Source organism: Cobetia sp. 1CM21F, assembly GCF_023161745.1.
Classification (GTDB): domain Bacteria; phylum Pseudomonadota; class Gammaproteobacteria; order Pseudomonadales; family Halomonadaceae; genus Cobetia; species Cobetia amphilecti.
The window spans coordinates 528,078-545,119 of sequence record NZ_JALNTQ010000002.1; the positions used below are offsets into that span (position 1 = coordinate 528,078).

A 17,042-nucleotide genomic window follows, 5' to 3' on the forward strand; every position below is an offset into this window, starting at 1 on the left:
CTTCGTTAAATTCGTAGGCCTACGTAAGACATTGCCAACAAATCCCAAAAACCCACTTCCCCCAACCCCGCGGGAAATTTCCGTCCAGACACGGAAAATTCCGTATCTTCAGGCTCTTACCATCTCTAACTAACTGATTCGTATAGAAACTGGTGATAATGGAGGATCCGGATCGATCTATCTCGTCTCACAGCCAAAACTCATATTGCACTGCAGCAAAAACAGGCGTATCAATGTACTCAGTTTCCTTACTTGGAGAGCACAATGGCTAAACAACCTGCCTGGTCAGAGTTGGTCCCGACGACGCCGGCTGCGATGTTCGATGTCTGGAAACTGGGCACGACGTCGGTGGAGATGTGGTCGACGGCCATGTCGACCATCATGTCGCGCACTCAGCTGTGGGGGACCCAGTCGCCGCTGGACCCGAAGATGATCACCGAGAACCAGAAGATGGTGTCGGAGAAGATCGCGGCCAGCTGGGAGATGTGGTTCGTGATGCAGAAGGCGTGGATGAACGCGATGACGGGCGGCAAGGTGGCGCCGTGGTGGACGACGGGCACCCTCTTCATCAAGCCGTTGCACAAGCGCACGACGGCCAACTCGCGTCGACTGTCGTGAGAGGCGTTGCATGACTTGCAGCTGTGGCCGATAGGCTGTGAGCTGAGATGCGGTCAGATATGGTCAGATGCGCTTAGATGCCACAACGCAAGACGGGAGCCCTGGTGGCTCCCGTCTTGCGTTGTGCTCTGGCGATGATGTCAGGTCATTGCCGTGCTCTTTGCTTTGCGTGCCCTTTCTGTTGCGGGCCCTTTCTTTACCTATCCCTTCTCTGGCACGCCGCGAGCGGGTGATTGGTCTGGCTCGAGGGTCTCGTCTTCGGCAGTCAGGCAGGCTTGCCAGATGCGTTCAGCCACGCGCTGATCATGCTCGGCGTGGCGGAAGAGGCAGATATCCAGCGGCGCGGTGTGGCTATCATCGCTGATGATGACGAGGCGCCCGGCGGCCAGCTCGTCGCGTACGGCGCGCTCCGGTACCCAGGCGATGCCGCTACCGGCGAGTGCGCCACGCTTGAGCACGTCAGACATCGAGCATTCGTAGCGGAAGTTGAGGCGCGCGGCGAGGTTCTGGCGGCCAATGATCAGTGCGGTCAATCGGCCGAGATAGCTGTCACTGGAGTAGCAGAGATAGGGTTGCGGCGAGTCGCTGTCGAGGGAGTAAAGCGCCTGGCCTGTGTCATCGACGGCACTGACGGGCACCAGTCGCTCGGAGCCGAGCACGATGGAGGGATAGCGCACGATGTCGGTGAGCGTCGGGAGTAGCGGGCTGTTGTAGGCCAGCATCAGATCACAGTTGCCGCTGATCAGGGCATCGACACAACCGGCGACGTGGTCGGGCACGATGCGAGCCTTGAGATTGCCCAGTCGGTTTTGCAGCTGTTCATGCCAGTCGACGAAGAAGCTGACCGCCAGCGTGTGCGAGGCGGAAATCGAGACGACTTCCTCTATCTTGGGCACGAAGCCGAGCGCTTCATCGCGCCCGACGCGCAATACCGAGAGCGCATCCTGGGCGGTGCGCTGGAAGGATTCGCCCGCAGGGGTCAGGCCGACGGGGAACAGGCTGCGGTCGATCAGGGTGGCGCCGACCCAGTATTCCAGATTGCGAATACGACGGCTGAAGGCAGGTTGCGTCACGTTGCGCAGGGTGGCGGCGCGCGAGAAGTTACGCGTCACCGCCAGGGTGAGGAAGTCTTCCAGCCAGTTCATTTCCACGGCGAGCACCTGAAGAGAGGCATGAATGAGACAAAGGCACACAGCGAGCCTGCGTGAGCGCAGTATATCGCGTCGCTGCGTGTCTTTTCTTCAAGCTCTCTTCACTGGCTGATCGGATGGATGCAGCGCTGATCAGGCCTCGGCTTGCGCCAGTGCCACACAGCGCTGCGCGAGTATTTCCGCGGGGTCGAGCAGCGCTACCCTCTCTCGCAGTGCCGCATCGAGCTCGATCAACGGAAGCTCGGTACAGCCCAGGATGATCACTTCTGCGCCCCGCGCCAGCAGGTGAGAAATGGCAGCCTGCAGATGCTCGCTGCACTCCCCTGTCGTATGGCCCGCCTTCACGCCCTGATGCCCGTAGATCGCCTCCATCACCTGGGTCTGACAGCGCGCATCAGGCACCAGCGTTTCACGCCCCGAGGCCTCGATGATGTCGTGGTAGACCCGACTGGTCACGGTGCCGCTGGTCGCGAGCAACCCGACCCGCGTCACCGGCGTCTGCATCGCCGCGATATGATCGACCACCGCCGTCAGCATGTTGATGATCGGGATGCCGATATAGGGCTGGATACGCGCCACGAAGGCATGCGCGGTGTTGCAGGGAATCGCGATGGCATTGGCGCCATCGGCCTCCAGCCGCTGACAGGTCGCGAGCATCGGAATGCTCGGATCTTCGCCCTTGCCGATCAGATTGGCGGTGCGATCGGGAATCTGCGGATTCTGCTCCACCACCATCTTGAGGTGGTCCTGATCGCGCTCGGCACGCGTCAGGCTGACCACCTTGCGCATGAAGTCCACCGTGGCCGCCGGCCCTACCCCACCGAGTACGCCGAGCTTGAAGTTGCGATTCTCGCGCTCGCGGTCCACGCCCAGGGCGTATTCGGCGTAGATGAGGTTGGAGTCGAGCAAGGGCACCGGCACCAGCGGCTGCAGCGACTCCATCAGCACCGGAATCTCGCTCAGGCCCGGCACGATGATCTCCGCACCCTGACTGACCAGGTCATCACAGGCCTCGAGCAACAGTTGCAGACACTCGCCACCATGATGGCCGCTCTTGATGCCGCTGGGCCCATAGATGGCCTGCATCAGGGCATCACGCTGCAGCGTGGCATCGGGGTAGATGACCTCAAGGCCGCCAGCTGTCGCGAGACCGTCACCTGCCACGAAGTTACCGTCTAGCTTGGCATCCGTGACAGCCATCGTGGCATCCGGCTCACCGAAGCGCTGCTCGAAGATACCGGAGGCGCGCACGTAGCTTGAGGTCAGCACGCCGATCTTGCGCACCTCGGGATAGTCACGGCGAATGCGCGCCAGCAGCGCATCGAAGATATCGACGACGTTGAAGCTGATTTCCGGAGTGATCTCGGCCAGAAAGGTGTGGGAGAGAAAGCATGGCACCATCGCGTTCTCGACCTTGCCCTGCATGTCCTTGAGCACGTTGTAGACGTAGAACTTGCGCCGCAGCGGGTCGTAGGCCTCCGCCGCGATTCCTGGCCCATCATCGAAATGGCGTTGCTCGAAGGCGATATCCACTCCGCCCGGCGGCTTGCAGTACTGCGCTGCGCGCACCGTCTTGAGCAGGACATCCGCGCTGCCGATCGCCCCCAGGCCACCCACGACGCCGTAGCGAACGACAGAGGGGCTGGCTTTATGTGAAGGTGCGTTGGGGCGTTCCATGACGATGTTCTCCTGATGTCTTTGACACGCTTATCACGCGGATGCCGACAAGCCGATGATGATGACGCGGTGGGTGTTCAGACAAGAGCGCTCAACTGAGCTCTGAGCGCATGACGTGGGGCGTATTGAAGACTTCCTCGTCCAGCTCGCCTTCGCTCTTGGCGACCAGGCAGCTGACGGCGCAGTCACCCGCCACGTTGAGGCCGGTACGCGCCATGTCGAGCACACGATCGATGCCGGCGATGATGGCAACGCCTTCCAGCGGCAGGCCGACGGAGGTCAGCACCAGCGAGAGCATGATCAGGCCGGCACCCGGCACACCGGCGGTACCGATGGAGCCCAACGTCGCGGTCATGATGATGGTGACGTATTCGGTCATGCCCAGATCAACGCCATAGGCCTGGGCGATGAACAGCGCGCAGACGCCCTGATACAGCGCGGTGCCATCCATGTTGATGGTCGCACCCAGCGGCAGCACGAAACTCGAGACACCCCGCTTGACGCCCAGGTTCTGCTCGGCGGCCATCATGGTCACCGGCAAGGTGCCGGAACTGGAGGTGCTGGTGAAGGCGAGCATGATCGGCTCGACACTGCCCTGGAAATAGCGCAGCGGGTTCAAGCGCGCCAGAAAGCGCAGCATGCCGCCATAGACCACGATGGCATGCACGAAGCAGCCGAGATAGACGATGCCGATCACCTTTGCCAGCGGCGCGAGCATTGCCAGGCCATAGGTGCCGGCCACCCAGGTCATCAGAGCGAAGACACCGTAGGGCGTGAAGGCGATGATGATGCTGGTCATGCGATAGATGATTTCCGCCGCGGACTCGAAGAACACGCGTACCGGACGGGCTTTCTCCCCCACCAGCGTGATGGAGAGGCCAAACAGGATCGCGAAGACGATGATCTGCAGCACATTGCCTTCGGCGAAGGCCTCGACGGCATTGGTCGGTACCAGCCCGAGCAGCGTATCGACGGCGGTCGGCGCTTCACGCACCTCGACATTGGCCGCGCTGCCCAGGTCGATCCCGACGCCCGGCTGGAAGACGGTGGCCAGCCCCAGGCCGATGGTGATGGCGACCGCCGTCATGCCCAGATAGAGCACCAGCGTCTTGACGCTCAGGCGGCCGATCTTGGAGAGGTTGTTGAGCGAGGCCACGCCAGTGACCAGCGAGATGAAGACCAGCGGCACGATCAGCATCTTGATGCCGCGGATGAACAGGTCACCCAGCGGTTTGATATCGGCGGCGATATCGGCGCGCCCGGTCTGGTTGAGCACGATACCCAGCCCCAGGCCCAGAACCAGCGCGATGAAGATCTGCTTCCACAGCGCCAGCCGTGTCCAGGGAGACAGAAAGCGCGCAATGGGCCCGGGAGAGTGGGGCATCGGGGCGGAGGAAGAGCCTGAATCAGCCATGAGTGTTTCCTTCTTGTCATTATTGTTGGCTGCGCGTGGAAGCAGCGCAGAGTGCAGACTGATGGTGATACAGGCCCCTATCCCGCGACCAATTCTTTATTTGGATTTTCCATGCAAGATTTGCATGACTACGAATTCTCCGCCTGATGCGCGGTATACCAGAGGCTATTCCCGGCTCTGACGCTGTGCGCTTTCTTGACACGTTCACTGCTGTAGAACGCACGAAGCCCGCTCAATGAGCGGGCTTCGTGTACTGACCAAAATATTCAAGGTGTTCAATCCACAAAGATCAGTGGCACCTTTTCAAGCTGTCGATCATGCCTCCGGCAGGCCGAGAGCCTCCTTGACGGCCGGCCATGCAGGTTCGCCATCACGGGTGGTCACGCCTTCCAGCCAGGCCTTGACCTTGGCCGGGTTGGCCTTCATCCAGGTTCCCGCCACCTCTTCCTGCGGGCGCTCTTCCTTGCCATAGCCATAGATGAGTTCACTCTGCTCCTCGGAGGTGAAGGAGATCTGGTCCAGGAAGATGGATGCATTGGGATGTGCTTCCGACCACGCCTTGTTGGCCAAGGTCTTCACATCACTGGCACCACCACCCGGGCCCCAGAGGTCTTCCGGGTCATCGAGGAAGACCATGTCGTATTCGACGCCCATCCAGTGCGGAGTCCAGCCGACGAACATGACCCACTCATCACGCTTGATGGCATTGGCGACTGTCCCAAGCATGCCGGCAGTGGAAGACTCCTTGAGGTCCCAATCGCCGAGGCCATAGATATCCTCATCGACGGCACGGTTGGCGATTTCACTGGAGCCCGAGCCGATCTCGATGGAATAGATGGTCTTTTCGAACTTGTCGGCAAATTCCGGCTTGTCGACGTCATGCAGTGAGGTGACACCGGCTTCGGCCACGTAACGTGGCACGGCGAAATTGGCACGTGCGCCATCCACATTGTTGCCGAAGTCGACCATGGCATCCTTTGCCATAGCCGCCTTGTACATGGTGCTTTGACCCGGCAACCAAGCGGCCAGGTAGACATCGACTTCCCCGAGCGAGATGCCTTCGTAGGTGATCTGCGCGCCCAGCTGGCGGGTGGTGGGGGAGTAACCCAGTGCCTCGAAGATTTCGGAGGCAATCTCGGTCTTCATGGTCACGCCCGGCCATGGCGGCGCCGCGAACACGACACTGGCATCTTCCGCGGCAGACGCCGGCGCTGACAGGGTTGCCAGCAACAGGCCACTGCCCGCCATCGCCATGCGCAGTGGCAGAGGTCTCAGCAGGTGGGACCTGGTGAAGGGAGACGACTTGAAGAAGGGGGACGACATAGTGGATTTTCCTCGTTGTTGTTATGAATACGCCATTGTCATGAAAATACTGGAAACAAGCGTTTGATTGAAGACGGCCTCTGCATAAATACCACTTCTGCAAAACCCACTTCCAGCAAATAATTCACAATATGAGCAGACAATTGCCTACCTTAAGCGCGATCGTTGGATCGATACAAGGCTCGGCGGCCAACGACGCGCATGAAAAAGCCCCCGCCATTCGTGAAAATGACGGGGGCTTTTCATGACGCATGCGTCGATGAATCAGAAGCTAGCGACCAGAAGCGAATGATCAGAAGCTGGCGATCTCTTCCGGACGCAGGAAGCGACATTCGCCCGGCTCCAGCTCCGGGTCCAGCTCGACAGCCCCGATGGCTTCGCGATGCAGGGCTTCGACATGATTACCGATGGCCGCGAACATGCGCTTCACCTGGTGGTAACGGCCTTCGGTGATCCACAGCAGGCCCACGGTGGCGGTTTCCATCTCGAGACGCGCCGGACGGGTCGGCTTCTCTTCGCCATCCAGCATCAGGCCATGATCGAAGTCCTCCACGGCGCGCGCCAGCTCATCGCCTTCCAGCGGACGCGCCAGAGTGACGCGATAGCGCTTGGCACAGGCCTTCTTGGGCGAAGTGACACGGTGGTTCCACTGGCCGTCGTCTGTCATCAGCACCAGGCCGGTGGTGTCGACATCAAGACGCCCGACGATGCTCAGGCGCTCGACATTGGGCAGATCGATCAGGTCATGCGCGCGCTCATAGAGGCCCGGCTTGCTGGTGCATTCCACATTGGCCGGCTTGTACAGCATCAGATAGCGCAGCCCCATCAGCTCCAGGTGCTCGCCATTCCATTCGACGCGCATTCCATCCTTGACGGCGCTCGCGGTGTTCTTGACTACCTCACCATCCACGGTGACATCGCCGCGGTGCACGACCTTCTTGGCATCGCTACGGCTGAGATCCGTGGTTTCGGTAAGGAATTTGTCCAGGCGCATCAGGCCTCCAGAGTGAAATGATCGGCGTCCATCCACGCCGGAAACTTGGTTCGAAACTCGTCGAGCGCGCCGCGTTCAAGCGTCACGGTCTCGATGAAGGGCTGGTCTGGCGCAGGGTCGAGGATGGGCTCGCCCTTGAAGTCGCAGACCATGGAGTCGCCGGTATAGTGCAGCCCGTTGGCGTCGTCACCCACACGGTTGACGCCCACCACATAGGCCAGATTCTCGATGGCGCGCGCCTGCAGCAGCGTACGCCACGGATGACGCCGTACGCCCGGCCAGTTGGCCACGCACAGCAGCAGGTCATATTCAAAGGCGCTGTCGGCGGCGGTCTCGGCAGCACTCACGCCACCGATGACAGGGCGCTGACGCAGCCAGGTCGGGAAGCGCAGGTCATAGCAGACCGAAAGCTGAATCCGAAAGCCGTTGAGCTCGACCAGCACCCGCTCATAGCCCATGCCATAACGCTCATGCTCACCGGCCATGCGGAACAGATGGCGCTTGTCGTAGTGCGTCACCTCGCCGTCAGGCGTGGCCCACAGCATGCGGTTGTAACACTCGCCGTCATCCAGCACCGCAATGCTGCCGGTCATCACGCAACCACGGGTGATGGCCTGTGCCTTGAGCCAGTCGACGCTCTCGCTGGACTCCATCGGCTGGGCCATCTCGCGCGAATTCATGGTGAAGCCGGTGGCAAACATCTCAGGCAGCACGATCAGGTCCGTTTCGGCATTGCGGCCATCGGCGCCCATGACCAGGCCAGCGGCATCCAGCTGCTCGCCGAGCAGGCGACAGTTCTCCGCCGGGTCTTCCCAGCGCAGGTCCGCCTGCACCAGGCTGACACGCAGTGTCGCCCCTCGCGAGGCATCGCCAGCATTCGCTTGCGAGGAAGTCGCCTGTGGCTGTGTCGTCATGGTCGTCGTGCCTCCCTGCTGACTGAATGGACGCTTGAGTGGCGACTGGCGGATTCGCGGCGGCGTGAGCCTTGCCCACCCTGCCGCTGGTCGTGCCACGCCTTGAAAGCGCTCATTCTACCGTCTGTGGCGATCAGATGTGAGAGGCAAAGCATGATCTGTCATCGCCGTACCGCTCAGCACGCGCACGAATCCCTGGCGGCGGGTGTGAGCATCAGAAGCCAGTGATATATTGGCGATGAACGCAAAGTCGCCACGCCAGGTTGCGACGACGCCAGTTCACCGCGAGCTTGCTCGCCCCCTCCCTATCCCGACTCACAGGAGAGCTTCATGCCTCAGCTTCGCTTCCACGGTGTCACGCCTGCCCGTCTCGCCCCTGTCTCGCGCGCACTGATCGATCAGCTGAGCGAAGCGACCGCCACCGCGCGCGACGAATTCACGCTGGAATGCATCACCACCCAGTATGTGTTCGATGGTCAGCTCGTCGATGCCTTCCCCTTCGTCGAGGTGCTGTGGTTCGAACGAGGCCAGAAGGTGCGTGATCTGTGCGCCCAATCCATCGCGCAGGCCATGAACGAGGCCGGCTATCCGGAGGCCGAAAGCTTCTTCATCGCCCTTGAACCTTCTGGCTACTACATCGCAGGTAAACCGCTGGCGCAGGATGGTTCGAGCGACTCCGAATGAGGCGGGAGCAGGCAAGCCCCTGCGCCGAGAGTCTGGCGCAGGCGCGCCGCGAGAGCGCCAAGGGTGTCGGCTTCGGACTGGGCGCCTATGTGATGTGGGGCTGTTTTCCGCTCTATTTCGCGCTGTTCGAGGGTATTCCCGCCTGGGAAGTGCTGCTGCACCGCATTCTGTGGAGCTGCGTGTTCATGGTGCTGCTGATCAGCGTCATCCGGCGCTGGTCGCCGGTGCGCGCCGCCTTCGCCGAACCCCGCAAGCTTGTACCGGTGCTGGCCTGCTCGATCCTGATCGCGCTCAACTGGGGCATCTACATCCACGCGGTGGAGGTGCATGAGGTACTGCAGGCAAGCTTGGGTTACTTCATGACGCCGCTGGTCAATGTCGGGCTGGGCATGCTGTTCCTGAAGGAGCGCCTGTCGCGCGTGCAGCTGTTCGCGCTGGGGCTGGCCGTTCTCGGCCTGAGCCTGCAGCTGATCGGGCTGACGAAACTTCCGTGGATCACGCTCTCGCTGGCTGTCACCTTCGGCACCTATGGGCTGCTCAGAAAGCGCATCGCGCTGGATGGCCTGTCGGGCCTGCTGGTCGAGACGATGATGCTCGCGCCACTCGCGCTGCTGCTGATCGGCGGCCAGTGGTTCTCCGGCGAATCGCACTTCACGGCCAGCGATGTCGGCCCGCTGGGGCTTCCCGCCAGCGTGCTGATGATGTCCAGCGGCGTGCTCACCGCACTGCCGCTGCTCGCCTTTGCCGGTGCGGCGCGTCGCCTGCGCCTCGCCACGGTCGGCTTTCTGATGTACATCAACCCGACCATGCAGTTTCTGATCGCGCTGCTGATCTTCAAGGAAACCCTGCATCCGACGATGCTGATCACCTTCGTGCTGATCTGGAGTGGTCTGGCGCTCTATACCGCCTCGACATTTTTCCAGCATCGCGCCCGGCAGCGCGGCTGACATCACCCTTGAACTGACTTAACGAACCAAAGCGAGGATGCCCAGCCATGCCAGACCCTGCTGCAGACTCCGTGAGCAGCCGCCTGTTGCGCTTTCTGCCGCGCCTGCTGGCCTTCGCCCTGCGCGTCATCGGGCAGTTCATCGCCAACCGTGGCGTGCTGCTGGCCGGTGGCGTCGGCTACAACATCCTGCTGTCCAGCGTGCCGCTGTTCGCCTTGCTCTGCGTGCTGCTGACGCACCTGGTGGATGAAACGCGCTTGATGAGCATCATCGCCATTCAGGTCCAGCATCTGGGGCCGGGCCAGGAAGATATCCTGTTGGACGCGGTGCGCAAGCTGCTGGCCAATCGCGAGGTGATCAGCTGGATCGGCATGGGCGGCTTGCTGTTCTTCGCCGGACTGGCCTTTCGCATGCTGGAAGACGCCATCGCGCTGATCTTCCATCAGCATCCGGTGATTCGTAAGCGCAGCGCGTGGATTTCCGCCCTGCTGCCCTATGCCTTCGTGATGGTGCTGGGCGCAGGCCTGCTGGCGCTGACCCTGCTGGTGGCGCTGGCTTCAGCGATGAATGACGCCCTGACGCTGCTGACCGGTATCGAGCTGACCCTGGGCGATGCCGGCAGCGAGGTGATCTATCTGATCAGCATCGTCGGCATGTTCGGGCTGTTCAGCGCCATCTACAAGATACTGCCCCAGACCCGCGTCTCGACCCGCCGCGCGCTGGTCGGTGGCCTGGTCGCGGCCACCCTGTGGGAGCTGACGCGTCTCGCCTTGAGCTGGTACTTCACCCACCTGTCCTTCGTCGGCGCCGTCTACGGCTCGCTGGCGACGCTGATCGTGCTGCTGCTGGGGCTGGAGATCGGTGCCGTGATCCTGCTGCTCGGCGCCCAGGTGATCGCCGAGCTGGAGCAATGCTCACGCGAGAACATTCGCTGGTACCACACGCCGGATCGCAAGCCACTGACGCGGCTGCAATCGCGCCGCAATGCCATGCAGCATGCCGGCGAGGTCAGCGAGGAGGATGAGTTGGCAATGAACCCAGACAGGGGGTCAGGCAGGGGGTCAGGCAGAGGCTCAGAAACCGGCTCAGAAAGCGGTTCAGCAAACGGCTCAGACAAGCGCTAGTACACGCGCCCGGAAAGCTCACCGCGCGCACAACGAAAAAACCGCCCCGAAGGGCGGTTTTTTCGTTGTGCGCGCATCGCAGAGATGAAACTTGAGGGCACGCGAGTCGCTGTCGTTGTCGTCGACGCCTGACGGCTATTCGCCCGCGACGACTGGGTCGACAAGCGACGCCTCAGTTGACCAGCGAGGCTTCCAGTGAGATCTCGGCGGTGAACAGCTTGGAGATCGGGCAGCCACCCTTGGCCTTCTCGGCGGTGGACTGGAAGTCTGCCTCGCTGATGCCCGGCACATCGGCCTTGGTCACCAGGGCGACCTTGGTCACGCTGAAGCCGCTGTCGTCCTTCTCCAGATGGACGGTGGCGGTGGTGTCGATGGCCTTGGGCTCATGACCCGCCTCGCCCAGCATCATCGAAAGTGCCATCGAGAAGCAGCTGGCGTGGGCAGCCCCGATCAGCTCTTCGGGATTGGTGCCGGCACCATCTTCAAAGCGCGTGTTGAAGCCGTAAGGCTGATCCTTGAGCGCACCACTTTCACTGCTGACAGTGCCTTTACCCTGCTTGACGCTACCTTCCCAATGCGCGGAACCGGTTTTCTTGATCGTCATGCCTGTCTCCTTGACCTGGGTGAACACTCAGGGCCGTTGCCCTGTACCACTCACATTGTCATGGCGCGTCGCGACTTCAAGGGGCGTCTGCCCTTTTGCCATCACAAGTGTCTGATCGATCGCGTGCCGGCTGCCTATCAATTGTGTGAGCAAGACACGCCACCCACCCCGGCGAGTGCGCCCGTCGCCACGGCCAATTATTGAACAAGAGTTGAATTCCCGCCGCGTGCCCCGATAACTGTTCTATCGATTACCTGGCGCGCAACGCCGAGTTGCAGTCACTCACATCATCTTTTCATGTCTGGCATCGTGCGCTCGCAAGCTGGCGCAGCATTCGCCGACACCTCATACGTCGCCGGTGAATCCCTCACCCGCGCGGCTGCCGACACCGGCAGCCAGACCCGCAAGGAGTCCCCTCATCATGTTCTACAAGACCTCGACAGACATCACTGACGACAACGCCTCTCTCCATCGCCTGCGCTCTGGTCTGCGCTCTGCCGCGAGCACCCGCCTGCGCCGTGGCATCGGCGCCGCCGCAGTGATGCTGGGCCTGCTGGGCCTCTCCCCGGCCCAGGCCTTCGACGAGATGAACACCGAGACAGGGACCAGCGGCGCGGCCTCTTCCCAGCATTCCTCGCAGGGCCAGCCAACGCCCAGCCACTCGAAGCGCACCGCAGACGGCGCAGCTGACAACGGCGCGCACTATCAACAGAACGAACAGCCCGAGGCACGCCAGCAAGCCAAGGACAACGCCACCCGCCAGGTACAGAAAAGTCTCGATGGCGGCGAGATAGGTAGCCAGGGCGGCCGACACGCCAACACTGGCCAGGCCAAGCCGACCGAGAACTGGTTCGGCTGCCCGCCCTCCGGCAGCAGCAAGCAGAACGCCCAATGCGACGGCAAGTGATCGCCAGCACGGAACACTCGCCCTAGGCACGATTGGCGCTGATGAAGCAGGCCCCGCAACCCACGGTTGCGGGGCCTGCTTCATTGCGCGCATATGCTTATGTGCATGGAAAGCAGCACTGCGTTGCCACTTCATGCAGCAATCCTGAATTATTTGAGAAAAAATCTCGCAAATTCAGTCAATTACATGCACAGGTTGTCAAAACGACAACACTCTCCTTCCAGCGTTCCGGCTTGTGACACCCAGGTGCGGCAGGCACGATATAGGACATGCAGATGATCCGTCGATCATTCATTCAGGCCACCGCACTGCGTCGATCTTCACCTCTTTGTGCACGCAGACGCTCAGGGCCTACGACCGGATACGACAGCGGAATGCTTTCCGCGGGAGACGTACTAGATGACAGACACCACCGCACTGTTCACCCCCCATGCCTTCGCAGGGCTTGAGCTCAGCAATCGCCTGGTGCTCGCCCCGATGACGCGTACCAGCGCGCAGGATGACGGCCAAGTGCACTTCGACATGGTCGATTACTATCGCGATTTCGCGCGGGGCAACTTCTCGCTGCTAATCACCGAAGGCATCTACACCGATGAAGCCTTTAGCCAGGGCTACGCCAACCAGCCGGGGCTAGCCAATCAGGCGCAGCAGGACAGCTGGCGTCCGGTGGTCGACGCCGTGCATCAACAAGGTGGCCGTATCATCGCCCAGCTGATGCATGCCGGCGCCCAGACCCAGCACAACCGCTTCAAGGATGAGGTCGTGGCCCCCTCCGAGAGCCGCGCCAGTGGCGAGATGCTCAGCTTCTACGGTGGCTCCGGCCCCTTCCCGCTGGCACGCGAGATCAGCGAAGCGGAGATCCATGACGCGATCGCCGGCTTTGCCACCAGCGCCCGTCGCGCCAAGGAAGCCGGCTTCGATGGTATCGAGCTGCATGGTGCCAACGGCTACCTGATCCACCAGTTCATCAGTGAGCGCTTCAATCAGCGTGACGACGCCTGGGGCGGCGACGCCATCGCGCGTCTGGCCTTCCCGCTGGCAGTCATCCGCAGCGTGCGTGAGGCGGTCGGCGCCGACTTCGCCATCGGCATGCGCCTGTCCCAGGGCACCGTGACCGAACCGAACCTCACCTGGCAGGGCGGACCTGACGAGGCCCGCGAGCGCTTCGCCAAGCTGATGGAGGCCGGGCTGAATTTCCTGCACCTGACCGGCAGCGATGTCGATGCCCCCGCCTTCCCCGAGGCAGACGACGAGCGTGAGCGCAGTCTCAGCCTGACCGCACTGGCGGCACAGGTGCGCAGCGAGAAGGCCGCCGAGGTGAGTCTGATCACCAATGGCAATGTCGCCAGCGTCGCGAAGGCGCAGGCCGCCCTGCAGCACGCGGACCTGGTCGCCATCGGTCGCTCGGCGCTGGCCAATCATGACTGGCCCAAGCGCGTACAACGCGGTACCTGCCTCACCGAGTTCGACTTCTCGATGCTGTCGCCGCTGGCCACGCTGGCCAACGAGGAAGACTGGCGCATCGCCAATGACAAGCCTGCCAACTGCGAGGGTCGCTGCTGATAGCGGCTGACAGGCAAGACACAAAGAGCCCCGCCAGTCACTGGCGGGGCTCTTTGCGTTGGGAACTGGTCTCTTCTCGACCTGACCTCAGATATACAGCCACTGATCCCACTCAGGCCTTCAAGAGAGTTCCACTACTGAAGGCCAAGGCCGTCATGGCGGACATGCCGGCCTTTGTCATGCGTCCAGAATGTCCACCTGCAGCGACGCCTGCTTCGTCAGGACATCCCACCCGGGGCGATTGCTCATCATCGGTTTCTCTCAGCAGTGACGGATACTGCTGCGCCCACTCAGCCAACTCCTCAAGCCCTGTCGCAAGACTGACACTGGGGCGAAAGCCGGTCAGCGTCTCGAGTGTCGAGGTATCTGCCCAGGTACGCTCGACATCCCCTGGCTGCATCGGCAGCAGACGCTTGCGAGCCGGGACACCCAGCGCTGCCTCGAGGCCATTGATGAAATTCCCCAATGCGATGGGCTCGCCACGCCCGAGGTTCAGGACACGCGAGGGAGCGGCATTCACTTCCTGCGTCGGCGGCAGGTGCATAAGCCGGTAGATGCCCTCCACGATATCACTGACATGGGTGAAATCACGTGCCATCTGTCCATGGTTGTAGACATCGATCACCTCGTCGGCCAGCAGCTTGCGTGCGAAACGAAGTGGCGCCATGTCCGGGCGCCCGCGGGCGCCATAAACGGTAAAGAAGCGTAGCCCTGTCACCGGTAAACCATAGAGATGCGCGTAGCTGTAAGCCATCAATTCATTTGAGCGCTTCGTGGCAGCGTACAGCGAGAGCGGGCGTACACCCGCCTGGGATTCCTGCAGAGGCTGACGGGTATCATCCCCGTAAACGGAACTGCTGGAAGCATAGAGCAAATGGCTCGGAGCCGTGTCACGACAAGCCTCAAGAAGATTGACGAAGCCGACCAGGTTGCTGTCGACATAATCAAAAGGCTGAATGATGGAGTGGCGCACCCCAGCCTGGGCCGCCAGATTGACGACGACATCAAACTCCTCTTCCTGCATCAATGTGCGAAGCGCCTCACGTTCGACAAGATCCAGCTTGACGAAGCGAAAGCTGCCCAGCCGGCGTGCATTCCCGGGGGCAGCAACGCACTGCCCGGCAAGTGCTTCGAGACGTGTCAGGCGGTGCTGCTTCAGCGCCAACGGATAGTAGGGGTTGAGATTGTCGAGACCGACGACCTGCAGGCCTTCCTTCAAGAGTCGCTCACACAGAGCAGCACCAATGAAACCTGCAGCCCCAGTTACCAGTATTTTCATGCTCATCGTTTCTCCTGAGCGGTCATGACCAACGCCGTTGGTGCTGATGAGGGGCCGCCCAATGCCGCTGCGGGTACCGTCAATAATCGGTGGCGTCCCTGATGAAAGACCGGCGTGGCATTGGCTCCATCGTCTACTGCCGCCTGACACCAATCACGCATGCCGGCCAGAGGGCCTCGCGTGTCGGGTAGACGCAGACATTTGTCAGCCTCGATTATCAGCCAGCCATCGGGATGCGCTGTCTGCCAGGAATCCAGCTGACTCGAATCGCGCTTCAACTGCTTCAGCGGTTGGGTCAGTCGCCCCAGAAATTGCCAGGTTGCCTGATAGTCCCAGCCAACGACGGCCACCTCCTGGCCTTCCTGTTGATGGTGCTGAACCCATTGAGCCAGGGCAGTCTGATCCAGACGTGGCCATAACGGACGCAATGTCAGGGCCAGCAAGCAGGTCACCAGCAACACGCTACCCAGCGCCAGTCGCCGCTGAGCATTCAGCGCGCTATTGCCCAGCGACTCAGCGGCAGGTGTTTGAGCCATGATGGAGCGTCTCGCCTCATCCACGGAAGGCCATAGCCATACCATCAAGGCCAGCAAGCTAGCTCCCGCCATGAGACACGCAAGGCTTGCGTTGCCCGAAGCCACCAGCGCTGCGTTGGTCGGCAGAAATGAGGCATCAGTCAGCCAGCCTGCGGGCATGACGATGACCGCCAACGCCAGGCTTGTCAGTCCCAGGCCACCGCTGATCATTGCCAGCAGTTTCAGCGATGTGCGAGCCGGAGGCTGGCGCAGAGCAGCCCAGGCCAGCAGCAGACTCACCGGTACCAGTAGCGGCATCAGATAATGCACTTGCTTGCCGGAGATAAGTGAAAAGACCAGCAGTGCGCCCAGTGCCCAGAAGCGTCCCAGCTTCAGCAAGGGATGCTCTGACGTTGGCCGCCGAGCAACCGAGGCCAGAAACCCCTCGATCAGCAATCGCGGGCGCAGGCTGAGCGGGAAGATCAACACCGCCAGCCACGGTAGATACCACCATGGCGGTCGAGCATGATCCTGCGCGGAGACGACGCGGCTTGCCGTCTGGCCCCAAAGCAGATCCTCGACATAGTCGGGAGGGCCAGTGATGACGGCGGGAAGCAACCAGATGCACAACACCGCGATGCCCAGCAGCAGGCTCAACACCCAACCGCGCCACTCACAGACCCACACCTCGCGGGCTTGTGCTTGCGTCCACCAGGGGCGCGAGCCGACCACCAACAGAAACCACAAGAGTGCGACCGGCCCTTTGGCCAGCAAGGCCAACCCCAGCCACACACCACTCTCGAGCACGATGCTCAGGCTGAACGGCTGCCCTCCCTGTGGTGTACACCAGGGCCGCAACGCGCCCAGTAGACACGTCGTCAACAGCACATCGAACATCAAGGCCTGGCTATAGAGCACCCACATCAGACAACCGGCGAGTATCCAACGTACCATGCGTACCCAAAGTTCATGTCTCTGCCGTTCGGCATCGGCCAGGCCAGTGGCCGGCCACAGGGTGCGGGCAACACGCCCTATCTGCCAGATACCCAGCAGACTGACCAGTGGCATCACCAATCTTGGCCAGACATCATTGACTCCGAAGACCACCCATCCGGCGTGAATCAACCAGAACAACAGTACCGGCTTGTCAGCGTAGGCCGCCCCGTTCATGGTCGAGACGAACCCACTGCCGGCATGCCACATCTCCCATGCCACCGAGACATAGCGAGTTTCATCGATGGGCAGATAGGGTCGTGCCAGCGCTGCTGACATCAGCAACACTCCCCATAGCGTCCAACATATTCGCTCGCTGGCATTCAGGTTGATCA

Annotated in this window: 15 protein-coding genes; 6 read left to right on the forward strand and 9 right to left on the reverse strand. The window is 61.6% G+C overall.

Annotated features, from left to right (window positions below; genetic code table 11):
* The first annotated feature begins 264 nt into the window (after positions 1-264).
* Positions 265-618 carry a hypothetical protein gene (locus MSG32_RS07855; RefSeq protein ID WP_043335079.1) on the forward strand — a complete coding sequence of 118 codons (354 nt, stop codon included), beginning with the start codon at positions 265-267 and terminating at the stop codon, positions 616-618.
* 200 nt (positions 619-818) lie between these two features.
* On the opposite strand, the gene MSG32_RS07860 is transcribed toward MSG32_RS07855, so the two are convergent.
* The 6 genes from MSG32_RS07860 to MSG32_RS07885 form a co-directional block, all read right to left on the reverse strand.
* The gene (locus MSG32_RS07860; RefSeq protein WP_248379680.1) at positions 819-1,763 is read right to left on the reverse strand and encodes a LysR substrate-binding domain-containing protein; all 945 of its coding nucleotides are present in this window, start codon (positions 1,761-1,763) and stop codon (positions 819-821) included.
* Positions 1,764-1,901: 138 nt separating this feature from the next.
* Complete coding sequence (locus MSG32_RS07865) at positions 1,902-3,446, reverse strand: amino acid racemase (RefSeq protein WP_248379083.1); 1,545 nt, start codon at positions 3,444-3,446, stop codon at positions 1,902-1,904.
* 91 nt (positions 3,447-3,537) lie between these two features.
* A complete protein-coding gene (locus MSG32_RS07870) occupies positions 3,538-4,860 on the reverse strand; it encodes a dicarboxylate/amino acid:cation symporter (protein WP_248379084.1) in 1,323 nt (440 codons plus the stop codon).
* 315 nt (positions 4,861-5,175) lie between these two features.
* Positions 5,176-6,183 (reverse strand): ABC transporter substrate-binding protein, encoded by a 1,008-nt coding sequence (locus tag MSG32_RS07875; protein WP_248379085.1) that lies wholly within the window; start codon positions 6,181-6,183, stop codon positions 5,176-5,178.
* A 292-nt stretch (positions 6,184-6,475) separates the two neighbouring features.
* Entirely contained in the window at positions 6,476-7,177 is a 702-nt protein-coding gene (locus MSG32_RS07880) for a pseudouridine synthase (RefSeq protein ID WP_054555772.1), read from the reverse strand.
* Positions 7,177-8,091, reverse strand: coding sequence for a nitrilase family protein (locus MSG32_RS07885; RefSeq protein ID WP_052384749.1), 915 nt, complete (start codon positions 8,089-8,091; stop codon positions 7,177-7,179). Before MSG32_RS07885 ends, MSG32_RS07880 begins: the two co-directional genes overlap by 1 nt.
* Before the next feature lie 330 nt (positions 8,092-8,421).
* Here MSG32_RS07885 and MSG32_RS07890 point away from each other — a divergent pair, with 330 nt between their 5' ends.
* From MSG32_RS07890 to MSG32_RS07900, 3 genes are read left to right on the forward strand one after another with little or no spacing between them, the layout of a single operon-like run.
* Positions 8,422-8,775, forward strand: coding sequence for a DUF1904 family protein (locus MSG32_RS07890; protein WP_248379086.1), 354 nt, complete (start codon positions 8,422-8,424; stop codon positions 8,773-8,775).
* Complete coding sequence (gene rarD / locus MSG32_RS07895; protein WP_248379087.1) at positions 8,772-9,722, forward strand: EamA family transporter RarD; 951 nt, start codon at positions 8,772-8,774, stop codon at positions 9,720-9,722. Before MSG32_RS07890 ends, rarD begins: the two co-directional genes overlap by 4 nt.
* A gap of 47 nt (positions 9,723-9,769) precedes the next feature.
* Positions 9,770-10,846 carry a YihY/virulence factor BrkB family protein gene (locus tag MSG32_RS07900; RefSeq protein WP_348983967.1) on the forward strand — a complete coding sequence of 359 codons (1,077 nt, stop codon included), beginning with the start codon at positions 9,770-9,772 and terminating at the stop codon, positions 10,844-10,846.
* Positions 10,847-11,018: 172 nt separating this feature from the next.
* Here the strand turns inward: MSG32_RS07900 and MSG32_RS07905 are convergent, their stop codons facing one another.
* Complete coding sequence (locus tag MSG32_RS07905) at positions 11,019-11,450, reverse strand: OsmC family protein (RefSeq protein ID WP_248379088.1); 432 nt, start codon at positions 11,448-11,450, stop codon at positions 11,019-11,021.
* 421 nt (positions 11,451-11,871) lie between these two features.
* On the opposite strand from MSG32_RS07905, the gene MSG32_RS07910 reads away from it, so the two are divergent.
* Both MSG32_RS07910 and MSG32_RS07915 read left to right on the forward strand, forming a co-directional pair.
* The gene (locus MSG32_RS07910) at positions 11,872-12,357 is read left to right on the forward strand and encodes a hypothetical protein (RefSeq protein WP_248379089.1); all 486 of its coding nucleotides are present in this window, start codon (positions 11,872-11,874) and stop codon (positions 12,355-12,357) included.
* A 399-nt stretch (positions 12,358-12,756) separates the two neighbouring features.
* Positions 12,757-13,920 (forward strand): NADH:flavin oxidoreductase, encoded by a 1,164-nt coding sequence (locus MSG32_RS07915; RefSeq protein WP_248379090.1) that lies wholly within the window; start codon positions 12,757-12,759, stop codon positions 13,918-13,920.
* Positions 13,921-14,032: 112 nt separating this feature from the next.
* On the opposite strand, the gene MSG32_RS07920 is transcribed toward MSG32_RS07915, so the two are convergent.
* Together MSG32_RS07920 and MSG32_RS07925 are read right to left on the reverse strand one after the other, a co-directional pair.
* A complete protein-coding gene (locus MSG32_RS07920; RefSeq protein ID WP_248379091.1) occupies positions 14,033-15,199 on the reverse strand; it encodes an NAD-dependent epimerase/dehydratase family protein in 1,167 nt (388 codons plus the stop codon).
* Positions 15,200-15,201: 2 nt separating this feature from the next.
* Positions 15,202-16,986 carry a hypothetical protein gene (locus MSG32_RS07925; RefSeq protein WP_248379092.1) on the reverse strand — a complete coding sequence of 595 codons (1,785 nt, stop codon included), beginning with the start codon at positions 16,984-16,986 and terminating at the stop codon, positions 15,202-15,204.
* Positions 16,987-17,042 lie beyond the last annotated feature (56 nt).